The 21061-nt window shown below is 72.4% G+C and carries 19 protein-coding genes; 8 read left to right on the top strand and 11 right to left on the bottom strand.

Annotation, left to right across the window (positions count from 1 at the left end):
- The first annotated feature begins 21 nt into the window (after positions 1-21).
- Positions 22-1011, top strand: a complete 990-nt coding sequence (locus GUY59_RS07350; protein ID WP_138200134.1) for an iron-containing redox enzyme family protein — start codon at positions 22-24, stop codon at positions 1009-1011.
- Between the two features lie 941 nt (positions 1012-1952).
- Here GUY59_RS07350 and GUY59_RS51270 read toward each other — a convergent pair.
- The 3 genes from GUY59_RS51270 to GUY59_RS50570 are packed head-to-tail and all read right to left on the bottom strand — an operon-like array spanning position 1953 to position 3888.
- On the bottom strand, positions 1953-2168 hold the full coding sequence (locus GUY59_RS51270) for a CDGSH iron-sulfur domain-containing protein (RefSeq protein WP_132331495.1): 216 nt from the start codon (positions 2166-2168) through the stop codon (positions 1953-1955).
- A gap of 5 nt (positions 2169-2173) precedes the next feature.
- A complete protein-coding gene (locus GUY59_RS07335) occupies positions 2174-2836 on the bottom strand; it encodes a response regulator transcription factor (RefSeq protein ID WP_252374877.1) in 663 nt (220 codons plus the stop codon).
- The gene (locus tag GUY59_RS50570; RefSeq protein ID WP_138200135.1) at positions 2833-3888 is read right to left on the bottom strand and encodes a sensor histidine kinase; all 1056 of its coding nucleotides are present in this window, start codon (positions 3886-3888) and stop codon (positions 2833-2835) included. The genes GUY59_RS07335 and GUY59_RS50570 overlap by 4 nt, the downstream gene beginning before the upstream one ends.
- Positions 3889-3976: 88 nt before the next feature.
- On the opposite strand from GUY59_RS50570, the gene GUY59_RS07325 reads away from it, so the two are divergent.
- Positions 3977-5041: a hypothetical protein gene (locus tag GUY59_RS07325; RefSeq protein WP_138200136.1), complete on the top strand. Its 1065-nt coding sequence runs from the start codon at positions 3977-3979 to the stop codon at positions 5039-5041.
- Between the two features lie 394 nt (positions 5042-5435).
- Positions 5436-6080, top strand: coding sequence for a class I SAM-dependent methyltransferase (locus GUY59_RS07320; RefSeq protein WP_138200137.1), 645 nt, complete (start codon positions 5436-5438; stop codon positions 6078-6080).
- A gap of 431 nt (positions 6081-6511) precedes the next feature.
- Here the strand turns inward: GUY59_RS07320 and GUY59_RS07315 are convergent, their stop codons facing one another.
- Positions 6512-7171: a FadR/GntR family transcriptional regulator gene (locus GUY59_RS07315; RefSeq protein ID WP_132331457.1), complete on the bottom strand. Its 660-nt coding sequence runs from the start codon at positions 7169-7171 to the stop codon at positions 6512-6514.
- A 225-nt stretch (positions 7172-7396) separates the two neighbouring features.
- Here GUY59_RS07315 and GUY59_RS07310 point away from each other — a divergent pair, with 225 nt between their 5' ends.
- Positions 7397-9319 (top strand): Xaa-Pro dipeptidyl-peptidase, encoded by a 1923-nt coding sequence (locus GUY59_RS07310; RefSeq protein WP_138200138.1) that lies wholly within the window; start codon positions 7397-7399, stop codon positions 9317-9319.
- A gap of 69 nt (positions 9320-9388) precedes the next feature.
- Here GUY59_RS07310 and GUY59_RS07305 read toward each other — a convergent pair whose 3' ends face one another.
- From GUY59_RS07305 to GUY59_RS07285, 5 genes are all read right to left on the bottom strand, one after another.
- Positions 9389-10795 carry an RNA polymerase sigma factor gene (locus tag GUY59_RS07305; protein WP_138200139.1) on the bottom strand — a complete coding sequence of 469 codons (1407 nt, stop codon included), beginning with the start codon at positions 10793-10795 and terminating at the stop codon, positions 9389-9391.
- Between the two features lie 55 nt (positions 10796-10850).
- Entirely contained in the window at positions 10851-12026 is a 1176-nt protein-coding gene (locus GUY59_RS07300; protein ID WP_132331451.1) for an FAD-dependent oxidoreductase, read from the bottom strand.
- A complete protein-coding gene (locus tag GUY59_RS07295) occupies positions 12023-12814 on the bottom strand; it encodes a maleate cis-trans isomerase family protein (RefSeq protein WP_138200140.1) in 792 nt (263 codons plus the stop codon). Before GUY59_RS07295 ends, GUY59_RS07300 begins: the two co-directional genes overlap by 4 nt.
- Before the next feature lie 79 nt (positions 12815-12893).
- Positions 12894-13109: a hypothetical protein gene (locus GUY59_RS07290; RefSeq protein ID WP_138200141.1), complete on the bottom strand. Its 216-nt coding sequence runs from the start codon at positions 13107-13109 to the stop codon at positions 12894-12896.
- 786 nt (positions 13110-13895) lie between these two features.
- Positions 13896-14636 carry a hypothetical protein gene (locus tag GUY59_RS07285; protein ID WP_138200142.1) on the bottom strand — a complete coding sequence of 247 codons (741 nt, stop codon included), beginning with the start codon at positions 14634-14636 and terminating at the stop codon, positions 13896-13898.
- A gap of 223 nt (positions 14637-14859) precedes the next feature.
- Here GUY59_RS07285 and GUY59_RS07280 point away from each other — a divergent pair, with 223 nt between their 5' ends.
- Both GUY59_RS07280 and GUY59_RS07275 read left to right on the top strand, forming a co-directional pair.
- Positions 14860-16116: a helix-turn-helix domain-containing protein gene (locus GUY59_RS07280; RefSeq protein WP_138200143.1), complete on the top strand. Its 1257-nt coding sequence runs from the start codon at positions 14860-14862 to the stop codon at positions 16114-16116.
- A gap of 182 nt (positions 16117-16298) precedes the next feature.
- Positions 16299-17132 (top strand): SAM-dependent methyltransferase, encoded by an 834-nt coding sequence (locus GUY59_RS07275; protein ID WP_132331441.1) that lies wholly within the window; start codon positions 16299-16301, stop codon positions 17130-17132.
- A 273-nt stretch (positions 17133-17405) separates the two neighbouring features.
- On the opposite strand, the gene GUY59_RS49870 is transcribed toward GUY59_RS07275, so the two are convergent.
- Entirely contained in the window at positions 17406-18224 is an 819-nt protein-coding gene (locus tag GUY59_RS49870) for a DUF4253 domain-containing protein (protein ID WP_138200145.1), read from the bottom strand.
- Positions 18225-18351: 127 nt separating this feature from the next.
- Between GUY59_RS49870 and GUY59_RS07265 the strand changes: the two genes are divergently transcribed.
- The gene (locus GUY59_RS07265; RefSeq protein WP_138200146.1) at positions 18352-18930 is read left to right on the top strand and encodes an HAD family hydrolase; all 579 of its coding nucleotides are present in this window, start codon (positions 18352-18354) and stop codon (positions 18928-18930) included.
- 70 nt (positions 18931-19000) lie between these two features.
- Here the strand turns inward: GUY59_RS07265 and GUY59_RS07260 are convergent, their stop codons facing one another.
- Complete coding sequence (locus tag GUY59_RS07260) at positions 19001-20122, bottom strand: TIGR03118 family protein (RefSeq protein WP_138200147.1); 1122 nt, start codon at positions 20120-20122, stop codon at positions 19001-19003.
- 119 nt (positions 20123-20241) lie between these two features.
- Here GUY59_RS07260 and ppgK point away from each other — a divergent pair, with 119 nt between their 5' ends.
- Positions 20242-20967, top strand: coding sequence for a polyphosphate--glucose phosphotransferase (ppgK, locus tag GUY59_RS07255; RefSeq protein WP_138200148.1), 726 nt, complete (start codon positions 20242-20244; stop codon positions 20965-20967).
- Positions 20968-21061: the final 94 nt, after the last annotated feature.

The following is a 21061-nucleotide window of genomic DNA, read 5'->3' as shown; positions in this document are numbered from 1 at the left end:
GTGCTGTTGCGGGGGTGCCTGATGCGGCTGCCATCTGCTCGTGGTTCGATCACGTCAGTGCTGTTCGAGCGGCTTTCCGGCGCTCCGGGTGCGCCGTTCCCTGTCGTGGGCGTGGCGGGCGGGCTGGACGACGACGACCTCCAGCTCGCCCTGTTCGTCTGCTACGAACTGCACTACCAGGGTTTCGACGAGGTGGACGACCGGTGGGAGTGGGATCCGGCGCTGTTGCGGTTCAGGGCCGGGCTGGAACGGTGGTTCGAGGAGGCTCTGCGGGCCGCCGTGCCGTGCCCGCAGCCGGTGCCGCCGCGCGAGGTGCGGGAAGCGTTGTTCACGCTGACCTCCTCCGCCGAAGGGCCGTCCGTGGCCGCGTACCTGCAGCGTGACGCGGACCTGCCGACCTTCCGCGAGTTCGTCGTCCACCGGTCGATCTACCACCTGAAGGAGGCCGACCCGCACACCTGGGCCATCCCGCGGCTCAGCGGCGGGCCCAAGGCGGCCCTGGTGGAGATCCAGGCCGACGAGTACGGCGGCGGCAGGCACGAGCGCATGCACGCCGAGTTGTTCCGGGCCACCATGCGAGGCCTCGGCCTGGACGACTCCTACGGCGCCTACCTGCACCGCGTCCCCGGCATCACGCTGGCCCTGTCCAACGTGATGTCGCTGTTCGGGCTCCACAGGCGGCTGCGCGGGGCGTTGCTCGGCCACCTGGCGGCGATCGAGATGACCTCGTCGCTGCCCAGCCGCCGCTGCTCCACGGGCCTGCGCCGGCTCGGCGCCGACGAGGACACCGCCCGCTTCTACGACGAGCACGTGCAGGCCGACGCCGTCCACGAGCAGATCGCGGCCAACGACATGTGCGGCGGCTTCGCGGCCGCCCACCCCGAGCTGACGTGCGACATCCTGTACGGCGCCGCATGCGTGCTGGAGCTCGAACGACGGTGGGCCGAGCACGTCCTCGGCTGCTGGCGGCGCGGGACGGGCTCGCTGATCGAGGAGCGGGTCCCGGCGTGAGCACCGATCTCGACCTCGACTACGTGCTCCCGCTGCGCTGGAACGACGACGACGGGCTCGACGAGCTGACCGGCTACCTGGCCCGGCTCACCCGGCACGCGCGGGTGATCGTCGTGGACGGCAGCCCCGGCGACCTCTTCGCCCGCCACGCCGACCGGTGGCGCGGCCTGGCCCGGCATGTGCGCCCGGCGGCCGGGCTGCGCTTCGCCAACGGCAAGGTCGCGGGCGTCACGACCGGCCTGCTCCTGGCCGAGGGGGAGCGCGTCGTGATCGCCGACGACGACGTGCGCTACGACCTGCCCGCCCTGGCCACGGTGCACGACCTGCTGGCCCGCGCCGACCTGGTGAGGCCGCAGAACTACTTCGACCCGCTGCCCTGGCACGCCCGCTGGGACACCGCCCGCACGCTGCTCAACCGCGCCTTCGGAGCCGACTATCCGGGCACCTTCGGCGTACGGCGCGGTCGTTTCGTGCGGATGGGCGGTTACGACGGCGATGTTCTGTTCGAGAATCTGGAGCTCATCCGCACCGTGCGCGCTCACGGCGGCCGCGAGCTGCGTGCCCCCGGCCTGTACGTCCGCCGGCTCCCGTGCGACGCGCGCCGGTTCTGGTCGCAGCGCGTCCGCCAGGCCTACGACGACCTCGCACAGCCCGTACGGATGGCCGCCTTCCTGTCGGTCCTGCCCGCCCTGGGCGGGCTCCGGCGCCCCCACAGGCTGCCGGCGGGCGCGGCGCTGGCCGTGCTGGCCGTGGGCGTGGCCGAGGCGGGACGGCGGCGCGCGGGCGGGCGCCGGGTGTTCCCCGCGACGACGTCGCTGGCCGCACCCGCGTGGGTGCTGGAGCGGGCCGTGTGCAGCTGGCTGGCGCTCGGGGCCGCGCTGACCGGCGGCGTGCCGTACGCGGGCGGCCGGATCAGGCGGGCCGCCCACTCCGTGCGCACGCTACGGCGGCGGGTCGGGCTCGCTCGCGGCCCGGAAATTGCCGACCTTGTGCGAGCCGTCGCAGAACGGCTTGACCGAGGACAGGCCGCAGCGGCACAGGGCGACCGTCGTCCGGCCGGCGTCGATGGGCTCGCCGTCCTGGGTGAGCAGCTCGAAGTCGCCCCTGAGGAGCAGGGGCCCGTCGGCGCAGGTCGTCACGGTGACCGGATCTCGCATGCCGGTCAACTGCCCCAGGGCTGAGCGCTCTCACCCGCGACCACGATCCCGAGGTCGTAGGCGCGGACGACGGCCTGCGTGCGGTCCCTGGCGCCGAGCTTGTCCAGCACGTTGCCGACGTGCGTCTTGACCGTCTCCCTGGTCACGTACAGGGTGGCGGCGATCTCGGCGTTGTTCAGCCCTCTGGCCAGCAGGCGTACGACGTCGAGCTCCCTCGGTGTGAGGCCGGGCACGTGCGCCGCGTCCCGCCGCGGGGCGGCCAGCCGCCGCAGGGCGTCGGGGAACAACACCGTGTCGCGGCCGTGCACCACGCGGATGGCCGTGACCAGGTCGGAGACGGGGGAACGTTTGAGCACGTAGCCGGCCGCGCCCGCGCGCAGGGCGGCCCAGACGAGCTGGTCGTTCTCGAACGTGGTGACCACGACGACCCGGGTGGCGGGCGCGCTGCGGGCCAGTTCGGCGGTGGCGCGCAGACCGTCCATGCCGGGCATGCGGATGTCCATGAGCACCACGTCGGCCGAGCGGCCGTGCTCGACGGCGGCGTGGCCGTCGGCCGCCTCGGCGACCACCACGATGTCGTCGTGCACGGAGAGCATGGTGGCCCAGCCCGAGCGGATGAGCGGCTCGTCGTCGGCCAGGACCACCCTGATCCCTTGGGGCCCGCTCACGTCGGGAGTGTCGCCGTGATCCGCCACCTGCCGTCCACCTCCTCCTGCTCGAACGTCCCGCCGGCCAGGCGCGCCCGCATCCGCATGCCCACGAGCCCGCGCCCCTCACCCGGCGGTGGCCGCCCGGCGACCTCGTTCTCCACGGTGAGGACGAGGTCCGCCCCCACCGCCAGGTCCAGCCTGACCGGCCCACGCCCGTGCCTGAGCGCGTTGGTGACGGCCTCCCTGGCGATCGCGTACGCCGCCCGCGACGTCGGCTCCGGCACTTCGTCCACGGGGTCGGCCCGGCACTCGACGGCCGACCCGCGGACGAGCGCGTCCAGGGAGTCGAGCGTGGGCGCCTGCGCCTCGCTGCCCTCGTCGAGCACCCCGAGCAGCACGTCGAGCTCCTGCTGGGCGTCGCGGGCCGCGCTCACCAGGTGATCGAGCGACTGCGCCGCCACCGGGACCGTCTCCGCCCGACGCAGCGCCGCCTGCGCCGCCATGGCCTGCACCAGGATCACGCTCAGCGCGTGACCCACCGAGTCGTGCAGCTCCAGCGCCAGGCTCTGACGCCGGCCGAGCTTCTCGATCACCCGCGACGGGTCCGCCCGCAGCAGCCTGCGGGCCGCCCGTTGCTGCGCGAGCCCCGCGCCCGCCATCGCCACGAGCACCACGACGACCAGGAGGAGCACCTGCGCCATCGCGCCCGGCTCCGCCCGCCACCGGCCGGGCATGAGCAGCGCGTGGACGCCCGGCGACAACGCCAGTGCGCCCGCGCTCAGCGTGGCCCCCACGAACAGGTGCAGGGCCGTCAGGACCCGCAGGTAGACGCGGTCAGGGTGCTCGGGCACCGCCACGCCGAGCAGCTCACGCAGCGCGACGACCTCCAGCCGGCCCACGAGCGGAAGACAGGCCACCAAAGCCGACGCGGGCAGGCATACCGCCCACAGCAGCAGCACCCGCGACAGCGAGACCTCCGTCACGAGGAGCAGCGCGAGGACCGCCGCCACCGGCGTCAGAAGCGCCGCCCCGAGCAGCTGGTACAGCACCGCCCTCCAGTGAATGGTCACAGCTCCAGAAGCTAGCCGACGGGCCGCGCCTGCACCTCCCTCACGTGGGGGAGGCGCGGACGGGCCCGGCTTCCTAGCGTGAGCTGCCATGAAACCACTCGGAGTACTGCTGTCACTGGCCGTGACGGCCGTCGGCGCACTGTGGTGGACGACTCCGGCGTCGTACCCCTTCGGTGCTCGCGACCGGGTCACGGTCTCGCTCTCGCACCTGTTCGAGCACGACGTGGGAGGTGCGATGACGGTCGCCGCCGGGCTGGCCGGGCTGGCCGTCGCGCTGCTGTCCGCCCGGCCGGGCAAGCTGGTCAGGGCGGGCGCGATCGTCCAGCTGGTGTTCTTCGGCATCGTCATGTCCGACGCCGGTGTCATGTCCGTCCTGGGCTACGTGGTGGGGTTGTCCCTGCCGGTGGCGGTCGTCGCGGCCGTCGTCGTGCTCATGGTCCGGGCCTGCGTGCGCGGCAGGCTCTGGGGCTACGTCGCGCTCGCCGCGCTCGCGGTGGCGTGCGCCGCCGTGGTCGTGCTCCTCGGCGGCGCCCTGTGGGCGTACGCGGGCAACGTCACGGCCGGGCTGCGCTCGTACGCGGGGCGCATGGCCTGGACGCTCGCCGACCTGGCGGCGTTCGCCGCGTGGGCGTGGATCACCTTCCGCCTGTTCGGCGGCGCGCTGCCCCGCTGGGCCGGGCCCGAGCAGGCGCGGCGGTGGGGCAGGGTCGCCACCGTCGGGGCGGCCCTGTGCCCGCTGCCCTACGCCTGTTACCGGCTGACCTGGCTGACGCCGTGGCCGACCGACGTAGCCGGGCGCATCGACCTGCCGCTCAGGCTGCAGGGGCTGATGCTCGCCTTCGCCGCCGTGACCGCCTGCGTGCTCACCCTTGGCCTCATCGGAAGATGGGGCGAGGTGTTCCCGCGCTGGATCCCCATGCTGCGCGGGCGTCCCGTGCCCGTGCCGCTGCCGGTCGCCGTCGGGGGAACGGTCGCGGGGGCCTGCTGCCTGGCCTCGCCGGGGCTGACCGTCAACGCCGTCGAACGGGGGGAACCGTGGGCGTTGCTGCTGTGGCCGTACCCGCTGTGGGGGGCGCTGCTCGGCGCGGCCGTGCTCGCGTACTGGCTGCGGCGCAGGGACGGCGGCTACACGCCGGCGTCCACCGGCGCGTAGACGTGCGGGCTCCGGTGCATCGCCGGGAGCACGCAACGCCGTCCTGACTCGACATGGTCGCAGCGCTCCGCGTCCTCGCGCTGCGGGAGGGGCTCGGGGTTCGCGTCAAGTAACGGCACTGGAGGGACGCTATAGGCGCTGCCCTGTGCGCTGGTCTCGGGGCGGCAACGATCGAAGCTCTGAACGGTCTCATGAGTATCAGTGAAGCGTAACTGTGAGTAACACCCGGTGGGGCGACGCCGCGGTCAATCGATTTCTCTTCGGGGAGCGTTTGCCCTGGCCGCGACGCCGCCGGCGGGGGAGCCCGGCGGACGGCCGGCGTAAGTGGCCTGCCACGGGCCGGTACGCACAGTGATCCCGCGCTTCCGGCGCCTGCGGGACCTAGCGTGGAGGCATGCAGGATCTGTCGAGGTTTCAGCGCCCGCGGTTCGCGCGAGCGTACGAACGGATGAGCGCCGAGTCGGAACGGTCGGGGACGGCAGGGCACCGGCGGCGGCTCCTGGCCGGGCTGTCCGGGCGGGTGGTGGAGATCGGCGCGGGCAACGGGATGAATTTCCGCCACTACCCACCCGAGGTGCGCGAGGTGGTCGCGGTCGAGCCGGAGGACCGGCTGCGCTCGGCGGCGGAGCGGGCCGCGGGCGGGGTGATGGTGCCCGTGAGCGTGGTGGCCGGGCACGACGGGGCGCTGCCGGTCGAGGACGACGGGTTCGACGCGGCCGTCGTGTCGCTGGTGCTGTGCTCGGTGCCCGACCAGGCCGCCGCCCTCGCCGAGGTGCGCAGGGTGCTCAGGCCGTGCGGGGAACTGCGCTTCTACGAACACGTACGCTCCAGCGGCCCGGTGCTCGGCGTGCTGCAGGACCTCGTCACCCCGCTGTGGCGCCTGGCGGCCGGCGGTTGCCACCCCAATCGCGACACCGCGCGGGCCATCACCGGGAGCGGCCTGGTGATCGAGGACATCACCCGCTTCACGCACAGGCCGGTGCCGTCCACACCGGCGCTGCCGCACATCCTCGGCCGCGCGCGCAACCCGGACGCGTGACACCCGCCGGCGGTACCTCGCCCGCGCCCGTGGTGTAACACCCCGGAGGTGGATCCATGACGACCGTTCTGGCCGCGCTGTCGGCCGCGCTGTCGGCCTGATCACCCGCGACGACGGCGAGAGGCGGCGCTGCGAAGCCCTGCCATGGCGGCTCCGACGCGGCGGCTACGGCCACACCGGCCGACCGCCCGGCCGGACAGGCGGCGGCGCGGGCGCCGGGCTCCGGGCAGGGCGCCGGCGGGGGTGCCCCGCGTACACGCTGCTCTTCGCCGCCGCCGGCGGCGCGCCGGGCGCGGTGGTGGTCGCGCGCGTGGCACGCCCGTGGCGCCGGCGAAGGCACACCTCGCAACCGCCCGGCGGCACGTCGGCCGACACGGTCGCCGTCCCGTGACCGCCCACCCGGCCCCTGACCACAGGGCGGCCGGGGCGTTCTACAGGCCGCGTTCCTGGCGGTCGAGGATGGCGACGCAGACCGCGACCGCGCGCGCCGCGTCGCTGTCGGCGATCGCCTGGAGCAGGTCGGCATGGGAACTGTCGGGCTCGAGCGCCGCCTGCTCCTGGTCTCTGACGCTGTCGCGCAGCGCGTCGCCCATGCTGCGGTAGAGGTCGCCGAGCAGCGCGTTGTGCGCGGCGTCGGCGACCCGCAGGTGAAAGTCGACGTCGGCGTCGGCGAACCCGTCGAGGTCGCCCTCCGTGCCGGCCGCGTCCCTGCGGGCCAGCGCCTCCCGCATCGCGGCGAGGTCCTGTTCGGTGCGCCGGCCCGCGGCCAGCCTGGCGGCCACGAGGTCGAGCCCGCGGCGTACGTCGATGATGTCCATGGCGGCCGCGGTGTCGAGCCGGCGGCGCAGGGCGATCTTTGACTCGTCGGTCGCGGTCACGTAGGTGCCGTCACCCTGCCGGGTGTGCAGCAGCCCCGCGTGCGCCAGCACGCGCACCGCCTCGCGTACGGACAGCCGGCTCATGCCCAGGCTCTGGGCGAGCTGGCTCTCGGACGGGATCTTGGTGCCGACCGGCCACACCCCGCTGGCGATCTCGCGGCGCAACTCCTCGATGGCGGAGTCCACGAGCGAGGTCCGGGCGACGTTTCGCATGCACCTTCTCCTCACCGGCTGTTGACCATCCACCCTAGACGCTGCGTGGGCCACGCCCGGCGGGGTGCCGTTCAGCGGCCTGGTAACGATGTGATCGCTGCCGGGCGAAGCGCCGGCGGCCTTTCCTGTCAGGCGGGATCAGGACGCGATCTTCGGAGATCTTGTCAGGTTCCCCGCGGTCTGCGACATTGCAGGTTGTTTGGTCAACTTCCCCGGAGGTCACGCGTGTCACAATTACGCCCGGCCCTCGTCGCCGTCGCCCTCACCCTGGCGGTCGCGACCCCGGCCCAGGCGGCCGCCACTCCCGCGATCACCGTCGAGAACGGCCGTACGCAACCGGTCTTCTCCTACGCGGACGCCGTCCGCGAGCACGTGTACGTCGAGTCACCGGTCGACAGTGACCAGGACGGCGCCCTCGACAAGGTCCGTGTGGACATCATCAGGCCCAAGGAGTCCGGTCCCCGGCTCAAGGTGCCGGTGGTCATCGACGAGAGTCCGTACTACGACAACTCCGGCCGTGGCAACGAAGGGGAGCGCAAGGAATACGACGAAGCCGGAAATGTGGTCAAATTTCCGCTCTTCTATGACAACTACTTCGTCCCCCGCGGCTACGCCGTGCTCAACGTCGACATGCTGGGCACCACCCGTTCCGAGGGCTGCCCCGACATCGGAGGCAAGGCCGACGTGCTGGGCGGCAAGGCCGTCATCGACTGGCTGAACGGCCGCGCCAAGGCGTTCAGAGCCGACGGAACACCGGCCGTGGCCGACTGGACGACAGGCAAGGCCGCCATGATCGGCAAGTCGTACGACGGCACCCTCGCCAACGCCGTCGCGGCCACCGGCGTGAAGGGCCTGGAGACGATCGTGCCCATCTCGGCGATCTCCTCCTGGTACAAGTACCAGCGCTCCAACGGGGTCATCTACAACTACGACTACGCCTCCTGGCTGGCCGCCTACATCGACACCGACCCCGCCGCCAAATGCCAGGCCGTGCGCGACCGGATGGACGCCGAGGACGGCGACGACACCGGGAACCACAACCGGTTCTGGGCCGAGCGCGACTACATCGACGGCCTGCTCGGCGACGTCTCCAAGGTCAGGGCCAGCGTCTTCGTCGTGCACACGGTCAACGACCTCAATGTCAAGCCCGACAACTTCTCCGCCTGGTGGAAGGCGCTGGCCGACAGGAAGGTGCCCCGCAAGATCTGGGTCGGCCAGACCCAGCACGTGGACCCGTTCGACTTCGAGGGTCGCAGGACGTTGTGGGTGGAGACGCTGCACCGCTGGTTCGACCACTGGCTGCACGGCGTGCGCAACGGGATCACCCGCGAGCCCCGTGCCGACGTCGAGATCGGCCCGGCGCGGTGGATCACCCAGCGTGACTGGCCGGCGCCGTTCGCGCTCAACGCGTCGCTGCGGCCCGCCCCCGACGGCACGCTGGGGCTCAGGCCCGCCCCCAGGAAGAGCACCGCCTCCTTCACCGACGTCGCCATGAGCGAGAACGACATGGTGGCCGAGATCGGCACGGCGAACCCCGGCCGGGTCGCGTTCACCACCGGGCCGCTCCCGCTCGACCTGCGCCTGTCCGGCACGCCCACCGCCGACCTGCGGGTCAAGCTGGACAAGCCCACCTCCAACCTGACCGCCCTGCTCGTGGACTTCGGCGAGCGGAGCCGCATCGACTGGCGGCGCGGCCAGGGCATCACCACGCTCACCGAGGAGGACTGCCACGGCGAGAGCACCGAGGCCGACGACGCCTGCTACCGCAAGACCGTCACGAACGTGGCCACCCGGCCGCTCGAGATCGTCGCCCGGGGCTGGATCGACGTGCAGAACCGCCACTCGCTCAGCCACTCCAAGCCGCTGCCCGCCGGTACGTACGGCACGGTGAAGTGGCTGACGCTGCCGCAGGACTACACGTTCAGGAAAGGCCACAGGATCGGCCTGGTGATCGCCGGGACCGACTCGACCTACAGCGGCGAGAGCGGCACCGGCGCCAACGTCACCGTCGACCTGGCGGGCAGCCGCGTCGTCGTGCCGTTCGTGCTGGGCACGCCGCTGACCGACGTACCCAAGGACACCGTCAGGTTCCGTGGTCCCGAGCGGGTGGACCTGCCGGAGCCCGAGCCCGGCTTCCACTTCTTCTGACCCTCCGGCCGGCCTCGGGCTCCTGCGGGATCCCGAGGCCCGCCGGCACGACCGTGGCCCCGCGCCGGGTCAGGGGCTCGGCTGCGTGCCGGCATCCGGGTGGCCGGGCTCCACGAGGTGCACGTCCGGCTGCGCCGCGGCCTTGGTGATCACCGCCTGCTGCTGCCCGCCCGCGTTCATGAGGGCCCAGATCAGCCCCACCGTCAGCAGTCCCACGCCGGCGAGCAGGGCGAGCCTGACCACCGCCCTGACCGGCGCGCCCGCTTCGGGATCGTCGTCCTCGGGCGGGTCGCGCCAGAACTCCTGGGCGCCGTCCCCGCCGGAGTCGTTCACGCGCCCGTTGACGAAGCCGTTCACGTGCCCGTTCGCAGGGTTGCCGGCAGGGTTGACGGCAGGCCCGTGCACGGCGCCGTTGAGGGGGATCCCGCCGTACCTGATGGTCGCGCCGTCGCCGTGCGACGACCCGTTGGCGTCGCCCCTGATGATCGCGCTGTAGACCAGCTTGTCGTTGCCCGCGCCGCCGCGGAAGGCCCGCGTACGGCTCGGCGGGGTGAACGGGTGCCGCCCGCGCACGGCCGGCGCGGGTGGCAGGCCGCCCATGGGAGGCTCCTGGTCGGCGGCGGCCGCGCCCGCCGCCGACCAGGGCTTTCCCGAGGTCGCCGTCGTGGGGTCGGCGACCGGGAGGGATGGCGTGGCGTCGGCGACCGGGGGAGGCGGCGAGGAGCCGGACTCCACCAGTGTGCGGGCCTGCACAGGAAAGCCGTCCGCCCGCCAGATAGGCCCCTCGCCAGGCAGTGGCTGCGCCGACGCCAGCCGGCTGGGAAGTGTGCCGGGCAGCGCCGCGATCGGCAGCCGGCGCAGCAGCGCCGCGGCCGTCACGGTCCTGGGCGCGGCCCGGCAGGTCGCACAGGACAGGATGTGGCGGCCGATCCTGGCCCTGGCGCGGCGGCCGGGCGCGCTGACCCAGTCCGCCACCCGCGAGGTGAGATCGGGGCAGCCGTCGGGGGCCCGCGCGGCGATGATCGCGGCGAACCACTCCTCCAGGCCGGCCCCGGCCTCCGCCACGGTGGCGCGGACCTCGCTCTCGCCCATCTCGAAGAGCACGGCCAGCTCGGTGTCCGACAGGCCGTGCCGTACGGACAGGTCGAGCAGCTCGCGCTGCGGCCGCTCCAGGGACAGCAGCGCCTCGGGCAGCAGTTCGGACATGCGGCCGGGACGCGACCACGAGCCGATGCTGGCCGGCTTGGCGACCACCGCGCGGTGCGCGCGGGCCACCGCGTACAACCAGGGGCGGCGCAGGCCGGGATCGCCCACGCGGTCCGCGTACAGGTGCGCCGTCAGCGCCGCGCCCGCGACCGCCTGCTCGGCGTCGCCCGCGGCGAGCTCGGTGCGGCAGTAGTCGTAGAGACGGGCTCCGTGCTTGTCGCACAGGTCGCGTACGGCCTGGCGCGCGTCGTCTGACAGGGTTCGCCACATCCGGTGTCACACCTCCTCGGTCGGTACGCGGGAGCACGAGGTCACAGGGGCACGCTCACGTCCTCCCGGCGGAGTTGGGGACCGTGTCCAGCAATGAGGCCTGCGCCAGGTAGGCGCGGGTGGCCTCCGGGTCGCCGGCGATGGCCCGCAGCCCCGCCATGGCCGCCTCCAGCCGGGCGCTGTCGTGCTCCCGCACGCCCGCCGCCCGTGTCTGCCCGCGGGGCACCACCCGCTGCAGCAGCACCGAGCGCCGGCGCCACGCCCACGCCTCCAGCGCGGCGGGCTGGGCGAAGCCGCGGATCACCGCCGCGACCACCTGGCCGAGCTCGACGGCGTCGTGGATGCCGGCGTTCATGTTGAGCCCGCCGACCGTCGAGGTCAGGTGCGCGGCGTCGCCCACGAACAGCACCCGCCCGCACCGGTACGAGGTCAGCACCCCCCTCGACAGGGCGAACCGGTCGGCGCCCGTCACGCGGATGGGCTCGCTGGCGCCCGGCAGCGCCCGCCGGACCAGCAGGGACAGGTTGGCCTGTGACAGGGGCTCGTGCGTGTCGCAGGGGATCTTGAAGATGATGCGCCAGTGGTCGGGGAGCCCGAGCAGGGTGCACGACTGCTGCACGTCGCGTACGTACGTCAGCGGCGCCAGGCTCGGCAGCAGCCGGTCGAGCGGCGAGTCGCTGAACACCCGCAGCGCCTGCGTCGGATAGGTGGACCGGGGGAACGGCAGCCCGAGCGAGCCGCGCACGGTGCTGTGCGCGCCGTCGGCTGCGATCATGTACCGGGCCCGCGTCCAGGTGTGGCCGACGCGGACCCGGATCCCTGTCCCGCCCTCCGCCACGCCGTCCACGTGGGTGCCGAACCGCACGTCCACGTCGGGGTGGGCGCTGAGGGCGGACAGCAGCAGCCGCGTCAGCGAAGCCTGGTCGGCGTGGATCCTGAACGGGTGCCTGGTCAGGCCGTCGAGCCGGTTCATGCCCATCTCGGCCAGCACGATCCCGGACCGGTCGCGCCACTGCACGCGGTCGACGACGCGGCCCTCCGCGACGAGCCTGGAGGCCACGCCGAGGCCTTCGAGCAGGTCGAGCGTGGCCGGATGGAAGGTGCACGCCCGCGGCTGCCTGTTGAGCTCGTTCCCGCTCTCCAGCACGGTGACCGGGATGCCCGCCCTGGCCAGGGAGAGAGCCGCGGTGAGCCCGGCGGGGCCCGCGCCGACCACGATGACGCCGTTCATGCCACGCCTCCCACGCGCGCCCCGTTCGAGGCGGCCATGCGGCGGCGGTAGGGGACGCGGCTGAGCGTCACCGGCCGGCCGATGGCCCGCGACAGCGCCCACCAGGCCGTGCAGAGGTTGGAGGTCAGCAGGACGCGGTCGTTCCCGGTGCTGAGCGGCCCGAGCACGGGCAGCGTGGCCGTTCCCGAGCCGGTGAACAGCAGCGCGGCGTCGCCCGGCGGGTCCGCCAGCTCGACCTGCCTGATCAGATCGGCCGGCGTCACCGTGTACGGCGAGTAGCCGCCCGCCGCGCGGACCTGCACCACCTGGGTGACGGTGATTTCCGCCTTCTTCCAGAACCGCTCGGCCAGTTCCGTCAACCACGGCTGGTAGGGCGAGACCAGGACGATGTCGCTCACCATGAGGTGCTCCATCGCCTCCCGCGCCGCCAGCGTGGCGGAGGCGAACGGCACTCCGGTCCTGGCCGTCAGTTCGTCGCACTGCTCGCGGTCCTGGTCGGGGTCGAGCAGGTAACGCGGCTCGCTGCAGGCCATGACCATCGCGCTCAGCGGCAGGCCGTCGAACGCGTGCACCATGGCGGGCAGGGCCTCGTTGTAGCCCTCCAGCCGCTTGGCCAGCGCGGGCCCGGGGCGCCGCGCGGACAGCGGGGGCCGGGCCGCCGGGATCGGGTTCTGGACGGGGAAGCGGGTGACGTGCATGTCGGCACGCGACCCGAGCAGACGGGTCAGCTCGGGCTCCGCGGAGGGGTTCGCGGGCGCCACGATCACCCCGACCCTGCCGCGGCTCACTGCACCCCCCCGCGACGTGCGGGTCCGGGGGCGACGACGGTGCGCATGGGGTTCCTCCTGCGAGGTGAAGGCGGGAAGGTCACTGGGCGCGATGCCTCAGGGCCTGGTCGATCTCGGTGATGGCCTGGACGGACACCTGCCGGATGCGGCGCAGCCGGTGCACGCTGCGCGCGGGCTCCGGCGGCGGCGGATCGCCGTTCTGGTCCTCGCCCCCGGACGGTGGCGGCGCGCCGGGCCGGACGCCCCGGGCGTGCACTTCGTGCGGCTGCGGCCTGCGCAGTTCATCGGTGAGCATGATCGCTCCTGTCGTTCGCGGGTCGATGACCCTGTAAGGGGACATGCCGGGAAACTCGGCGGCCCGCCGGTCGTCGGCCGGCGGCGCTCCGTACTCGCTCGATTGGGGCGCGCGACCGGTCGAGGAGCCGGCGGCTGATCGCCGGCCCCTCTTCCGCCGCGCGTGGAGATCGAGGTTCGGTCTCACGGCCCGACGCCACGGCGACCCGCACCAGCGCCGTGGCGGCGAGCAAGACGGCGGCCGGTGGAACGGCCACCCGCACGGAGGCGTGCCTGGGCGCCGGCCTCAGAAACGGCCGGTCGATCAGTACCGTGGCGCCCGTCACGCCGATCTCCCCACCCCGCACCGCCTCCGTGCCGGTGGCGGCGAGCGCGGTGGCTCGCCGGCGGGGCCGGGCGACCTGGGTCGCCGCCTTCGCCGGCAGGCCTGCCGCGTTCGCGCGGTGCCGGCGGGAGGTCGTGGACGACCTCACGCGCGGCACCGCGGATGCGTCCGCCTGGTCCGGCGCACGCGACGTATACCGACCCCAGGCGCAACCCCTCGATTTGACCAGCACGCCAGCCGCTACCGCGCTGGTCAACAGCACCGCGCCGACTAGGTCGGGCACGTGCCGCACGATGCCGGAGGGGCGAGGAAGCGCCGGGGCCGGCGCATAGGTGCCTCTGACCGGCCGCCCACCGGTCAAGGCCTGCCGGGACGCGGTCGTGACGACCACCGCCGCGTCCTGGCAGTAACGGTGCGTGCCGAGCGCCGTCGCGCCCGGCCCGCCGGAAGGGAAGGCCCGCCTCATCGGGCCGTTCCCGCGCTCAGGGCCCTATCAGGGACGCTGTTGGGGACGCTGACGCCGACCATGCGCTCCGTCAGTCCCGCCGTGGAGGAGCCGGAGTCGGCCGGCTCCCGTGTGTGTGCTCTGGCCGGCGCCGCACCGCCGGCCACCGTACGCGCGACCTTCGAGGCGAGGGCGAGATGTTCGCCGCAACGCCGGGCCACTTTGGCCTCCAGCCCGGCCACCTGGGCCAGCCTGAGCCGCAGCGGCTCCAGGGACGACCCGCGTTCGAGCCCGTCGAGATCGGCCAGCCGGGCGGGCCAGCGCAGCGCGTCGCCGCAGCGGGCCTCCACCTCGCCGGGAAGGTCGTCGGCGGGGAAACCTCTGTGGCTCAGGCTGGTGGCGATCATGACGGCGGTGAACGCCGTCCTGTCGAAGTCGGTCAGCCGTCCCGCCAGGGCCGCCCTCAGCATCCTGGCCCGGTGGCTCAGGCAGACCGCACTCCACCCGAGCAACAGCAGCCGATCAGGTCCCGTCTCCGTGTGCCAGCCGGCCAGCCGCAGCTCGCGGGCCATCCGGTGGTAGAAGCGCCAGCGGTGACGAGGGCTGTCGAGCCAGACCTGGACACCGCCGAGCGGCAGGCTCGCGACGTGCACGCCGGAACCGGCGACGCGCACGCAGATGCGCTGGACCACCTGCTCCTGCCTGCTCGGGGCCGGATCCTCCTGGAACCAGGAACTGCCCGAGGTATCCATGGTCACGTCCGGCCACCTCCTCGTCGAGGACTTTCTTCCAGAACCATCCGGCTGTTAAGCCACACTTTCCATGCGCTCCGATAGTCTGCTGACGGAGGGGGCTGTGTCAACTGACAGTTTGCGCATAAGTTGATACCTGCTCGCTGGGCAGAGCTTGCCCGCGTGGCAGGGGACAGTGAGGCCCCCGTCCCTTACGCTGGAAAAGTTCACGGGCGGTAGGAGGTGTGCCGTGGCGAACTTCGCCGAACGGCTCGATCTCGCGCTGACCAAGCGCGGCTTCACCGGCGCGCAGGTCGCCTCCACTCTGACGGAGGCGGGCATTCCGATCACGCGTGCCTATGTCAGCCAGTTGCGCACCGGCAAGCAGACCAACCCGACGCTCCAGGTGCTCAGGGCGCTGGCGTCATGCCTGCAGGTGAGCGTCGGCTGGCTGGTGGGCGACGACTACCTCGAGTCGGGCACCGTGGAGGAGCTCCAGGTGCGCGCGGCCACCCTCGGCCGGTCCGTCTCGGGCTTGTCGGAGAGCTCGCTCGCCGTGCTGCACGGCGTGGTCGAGCTCGCCCGCAGGGCCGAGGGCCTGTCCGACGAGCCCGCGCCCGCCACCGGCATCCCCGACGCGGCGGCGCCGCTGAGCGATCCGCAGTGCAGGGCCCTCGGCAAGCGGCTGCACGCCCTGCGCAAGGCCGCCAGGCTCTCCGTCGAGCAGGTGGAGACCGCGCTCGGCAAGGGCGCGGCCGCGATCCCCGCCATCGAGGAGGGCCGCATCGCGCCGGCGCCCATCACGGCCGAGCGCCTGCTCACCGTCTACGGCGTCACGGCCCCGCCCGTCCGCGACTACGTGATGTCGCTGGCAAGGGGCGAGCGCGAGACCGCCTGGTACGACGCGCACTCGGTGCCCGTCTGGCTGGCCGCCGCGTACGCGCTCGAACAACGCGCCACCGTGATCCGCACCTACCACAACCAGTTCGTCCCGCCGCTGCTGATGGCCGACGACTACGCCCGGGCCTCCATCGCCGCGGCCGGGCCGGCGATCCTCGGGCAGCGGACGGTCGACGAGGCGCTCGCCCTCGTCCTGGCCCGCCAGGAGGCCATGGCCGACCAGAGCGGCACGGTGGTGTGGGCGATCGTCGACGAGAGCGTGCTGGCCCGCTCCATCGCGGGGCCGCACGTCCAGCTCCGCCAGCTCGACCTGCTGCTCGACCACACCAAGCGGCCCAACGTCTCGCTGCACGTCGTGCCGATGGAGGATCCGGCGTACGTGCCGCGCACCGGCCCGTTCACCATCTGGCGCTTCGCCGAGGAGTTCGAGGCGGACATCGCGTGCGCCCACGGCATCGAGTCCGACGAGCTGGTCACCGAGGCCGGCGCGGTGGAGTCGTACCACCAGGCCTTCACCAAGCTGTCGGTGACGACGACCACCCGCGAAGAGACCGTCGAGGTGTTGAATTCCCATCGCGAACGACTTTCGCGTTCGCTGGGAAAATGATCTCTTTCCCGCGTAAATGATCATTATGCGCGAGGCAGGGTAACGCATATATACCGAAAACTAATGGCTTTTCGTGTTGTCATCTGCTCCGTAGCGAGGATCATATGGTGTGGGTCATCGAGTGGGGTCCGAAAGGACAGCTTTTCCCGAGATAGTGGGCGAGGGGAAAGGGGCAACACTCAATGCGTCAGCGTGCCATCCGAAACCTGGCGAAGCTGGAGCCGACCCAAGCAAGGATCACCCGTATTCTCGACGCCGCCGCAGGTGGAAAGAACAACTTCGTGGCGGACCGTGACGCGGTACGCCGGTACGACCAGGCAGCCCCGATCACGACGACGGCCGCACGGGCCGTGCTCCACTATCTGTGCCGTGTGGTCCGTCATCTGGCGAGCGTGGGTGTGGACCAGTTCGTGATCGTCGGAAGTGGTGTCCCCAGCGGCCTGCCGCCCGGCAGGCAACTGCACGACATCGCCCGCGACGCCCTGGAAGTCTCGGCGCCGCGTGTGGTGTACGTCGAGAACGACCCGATGGTGCTCGCCGGAGCGAGGGCGACCATCGAGCCCGTCACCGACCTCGTACGCGTCGTAGAGGGCGACGTACGCGAGATCGACGACATCCTCGATGACAGGGTCCTGCAGACGTTCCTCGACTGGGACCGGCCCATGGCCGTGCTGCTGCTGTCGACCCACAGCCTGAACGACGACGAGTTCTTCCACTACGTGATCAAGCGGATCCGGCAGGCCGTTCCCGAACGGAGCTACCTGTCGCTGCTGCAGACCACGTTCGACGCGATCCCCCCGGAGTTGCTGCCCGCCATACACGACCTGTTGGCGATGACGCTGCCCGGGCACGCGATTCGCACGAGGGAGGAGGTTGAGGCGCTGCTCGAAGGTCTGGTGCTGGTGGATCCGGGATTGGTGTGGGTCCCGGAATGGCGGCCCGACGGCCACGAGAGCGCCTGCGTTGACCAACCGAGTTCGTCCGGCACCTACGGCGCCGTGGCGCGCATCCCGTGAAGCCGGCCGTGAGAGCGGCGCCGGCGGCACGGCGGCGGCCACACAGGGCCCGGCTTCTTCGCCGGCCGGGCCCTTGGACGGCTCGGCGCCGGACAACGGCGCCGAGGGCACGAAAGGCGCCGGCACGGGCCGCGCCGCCTCGCCGGACCAGAGGGCCGCCGCGCCCCGTCAGGGGGCGCCGCGGCGATGCCGCCGCACCCTCGATCGGGCCGGCCCCGCGCCGGCTCCTTTTCCGTGTGAACCCGGCGGTGCGGGAATGACCGTGACGCCGGCTCAGTCCCACCAGAAGGACCACGCGTGCCGCCCCATGATCTGCTCGGCGTAGCCCTGCAGGTCGCCCGGCCCCTGGACGACGTTGTCCGGGCAGAAGGCCCAGTGCTCCGCCGCCACGTGTAACGCGTGCTCGGGGTCGTCCGGCGGCGCGGCCACGCTCAGGTCGAGCGTGTTGAACCCGACGCTGACCACGCGCGCCCCGAACCGGTCCTCCCAGCTGCGTACGACCGCCGCCAGCGGGACCATCCACTCGTTGTGGTGCAGCGCGCCCTGCCAGCCCATGACCGCCAGCGCGTCCGCGCCCCGGCCGGCGGCGACCAGGCCCAGCGGCATCCCCTTGGCCGCCAGCTCGCCCGCCAGCCAGTCGGCGACCGCCCCGGGCTCGGCCTTCAGTACCCCGGGCGCTGCGGGACCCGGGCAGATGGCGCCGTAGGGCTCCAGCTCGTCCAGCGCCTCCTTCGGCATCTGCGCCACCCACTCCTCCCACACCTCGGACATGAACCCCTCGGCGGTGAAGTGATCGATCTGGCGGGGATCGTCCGGCACGACCTGCCCGACCGCCCATGGCTGCGCCGACTCGTCCAGCAGCACCGGCCACAGGCCGCTGTGCGCGTGCCACGCCCGCAGCAGCGCCCAGTCCTCGCCCGTCGCCGGGTCGTCGCTCATCCAGAACGCCGGGCGCGCGGCCTCGCCCTGCCGGGTGTAGCCGGGGTCGGGCCAGACCACGTCGCCAGGCGGCAGCCCGGCGGGCAGCCCGCGCCCCCTGCCGCCGTCGGCGAACAGTGCGCACAGCTCGCGTGGCAGCCGGTGATCGTCCATGCCCTACCGTTCCGATACCGAATCCTGTCTCGGAGATGGTAGTGCCGACCGTTACCTGAGCACCTTCGGCGGCGCCGGAAAGTCATGGGTACTGGCCAGGACGGTGTACACGGCACAATGAGGGACTGTGTTCCCCTTCGCCGCTGTTCTGTCCGACCTCGACGGCGTGCTGCGCCACTTCGACCACGCCGCGCAGGCCGACATCGAGGCCCGCTACGGCCTGCCCCTGATGAAGACCGCCTTCTGCCCGGAGCTGATCATGCCGCCGACGCTCGGGCACGTCACCGAGGCCCAGTGGGCGGAGTCGATCGTCGTGGCGCTCGGCGGGGACGAGCGGGCCCGCCAGGCCGTCCGGGAGTTCATGAGCATCCGCTTCTGGGTGGACGAGGAGGTCAGGGCGCTGCTGTCCAGGGCGCGGCACAAGGTGCCCGTCGTCATCGTGACCAACGCGATGGACACCCTGGAACAACACCTCGACCAGCTGGGTCTCACGGGCTTCGCCGACGACGTGGTCAGCAGCGCCAGGCTCGGCGTGGCCAAACCCGACCGGCGCATCTACGAGATCGCCGCGGAGCGCGCCGGGGCCGAGCTCCGACGTTGCCTGTTCGTCGACGACCGGCTGCAGAACGTGGAGGCCGCCAGGGCGCTCGGCATGACCGCCGTGCACTACCGCGGTTTCCGCGACCTTGCGGCCGTGCTGGGTTGAGGCGGGGCCGCCCCCGCCCATGCCGGCGACCTGCGCGACCGGTCAGGCGAGGGCGGGGGCGCGCGCCGGGTCAGTACCCGCCGTACGGGCTCTTGGACGACCGGGGGGCAGGGGTGCCCGACGAGCCTTTCGACGGGCCGTTCGACGCGTTGGACGAGGACACCTTCGTGCCCTGCGGCGCGATCACGCCGATCAGGCCGTGCTTGGCGCCGTCGATGCCGGCGGAGAACCACAGGGCCTTCTCGCCGCCGGTGGCGGCGGTGCCGGGTTCGAGGTCCCACAGGCCGGGCAGGACGATCGGCTTGCCGTCCGACAGGCGCAGGGCACCCAGGTGACGGCCGCTCTTGTAGGCGTGCACGGTCCCGTCGCCGAAGTTGCCGACCAGCAGCGCCCCGGCGTACTGTCCCCAGCCCTTCGGCGCGGCGGTCAGCCCCCAGGGGGCGTTGAGCCCGACCCTGGAGATGCGCCCGGTGAGGCGTCCGTTGCCGTCGAAGCGGCTCACGAACCCCTTGCTCTCGCCGAACACGGGCTTGCCCGTGGCCTTGTCGCGCAGGGCGTAGGACACCCAGACGTTGCCGTTGACGACGGCGACGTTGTAGGGCTTGTAGGTCGAGGGGACCGCCTTGTCCCTGAACTGCCAGCGCGACAGCCGGATGCGCTCGAAGTCCTCGTCGAAGGCGTGGACGCGCCCACCGGCGAAGTCGGCGGCCAGCAGGAAGGCTCCGTCGTCGGTCTCGGCCAGCTCCAGCCCCTTGTAGTCGGCGCCCCGGGTGAACGCCGCGATGACCGCGTTGGCCGGGTCGACCTCCGCGTTCCAGCCGGTGATGGCGCCGCTCGGGCTGGAGAAGATGAACGTGGCCGGCTTGCCCTTCACGGTGAAGCCGTCGCCGGGGTTGAACACCTGGCCAGTCGGGGCCCCGCCCGGGATGGCCACCTCCGTCTCCTCCTTCTTGCCCGTGCCGGAGTAGACGGTGGCCGTGCCGGTGCCGGTGTTGGACACCCACAGAGTCTTGCCCATGGCCAGGCCCCACGGGTTGACGACCTTGGGGTCGGTGACAGGGGCTTTGCCCTTGACGTCCGACACAAGGTTGATGACGTCGAAACGCGTCCTGGTGGTGGCGTGTGCGGGAGTGGTGAGAGTCGCTCCCAGAACGACCGCAACAGCGCAGAGTGTGATGATGCGTGGCCGCATCCGTTGCCTCCTAGTTAGCGCTTGTGACGCGAGATACGTGGGGGGCGGGAATTGGGTTCAGTCAGGTCCGGAAATGGCGTCGCGGGAGTTTTCCCGCATCGCGCGGGGAGAGAATGAACATGGACGTGTTGGGCATCGATATCGGCGGTTCCGGCATCAAAGGCGCGCCGGTCGACACGGAAGCCGGCAAGCTGACAGAAGAGCGTCTGCGCATTCCGACGCCCCGGCCCTCCAAGCCCGGCGAGGTGGCCGACGTGGTCGCGTCGATCGTCAAACACTTCGGCTGGAGCGGCCCCGTCGGCGTCACCTTTCCCGGCGTGGTGGTGGACGGCGTCGTCCTGACGGCCGCCAACGTCGACCGCTCCTGGGAGGGCGTCGACGCGGCCGTGCTCTTCGGCGGGGCCACCGTGCTCAACGACGCCGACGCGGCCGGCATGGCGGAGATGACGTTCGGCCAGGGCAGAGGCCGTCAGGGGACCGTGCTCGTGCTGACCTTCGGCACGGGCATCGGCAGCGCCCTGTTCACCGACGGGCGGCTCGTCCGCAACACCGAGTTCGGGCATCTGCAGGTGCGCGGCAAGGACGCCGAGCACCGGGCGTCGGCGCAGGTCCGGGAAGACCTGGACCTCAGCTGGAAGGCGTGGGCCGGGCGGGTGGAGGAATATCTGCGCTACGTCGAGATGCTCTTCACGCCCTCGCTGATCGTGATCGGGGGCGGCGTGAGCAAGAAGGCCGGCAAGTTCCTGCCGCACATCACCCTCGACACACCGGTGGTGCCCGCCGACCTCCGCAACGAGGCCGGCATCATCGGCGCGGCCTGCGCCGCCGCACCCCTCCGATCCTGAGGCGCGCCGGGATATTGGGATGCGCGGGCGGGCGAGGTCGGGCACCATGGGCGGTTGGCTCCGGGGACGCGGGGCTCAAATATCCTGAAAGCAG

It is taken from the genome of Nonomuraea sp. K271 (assembly GCF_009908215.1).
GTDB classification, from domain to species: domain Bacteria; phylum Actinomycetota; class Actinomycetes; order Streptosporangiales; family Streptosporangiaceae; genus Nonomuraea; species Nonomuraea longispora.
The sequence above is the reverse complement of the archived record's forward strand: the minus strand, read 5'-3'. Positions and strand labels throughout refer to the sequence as shown.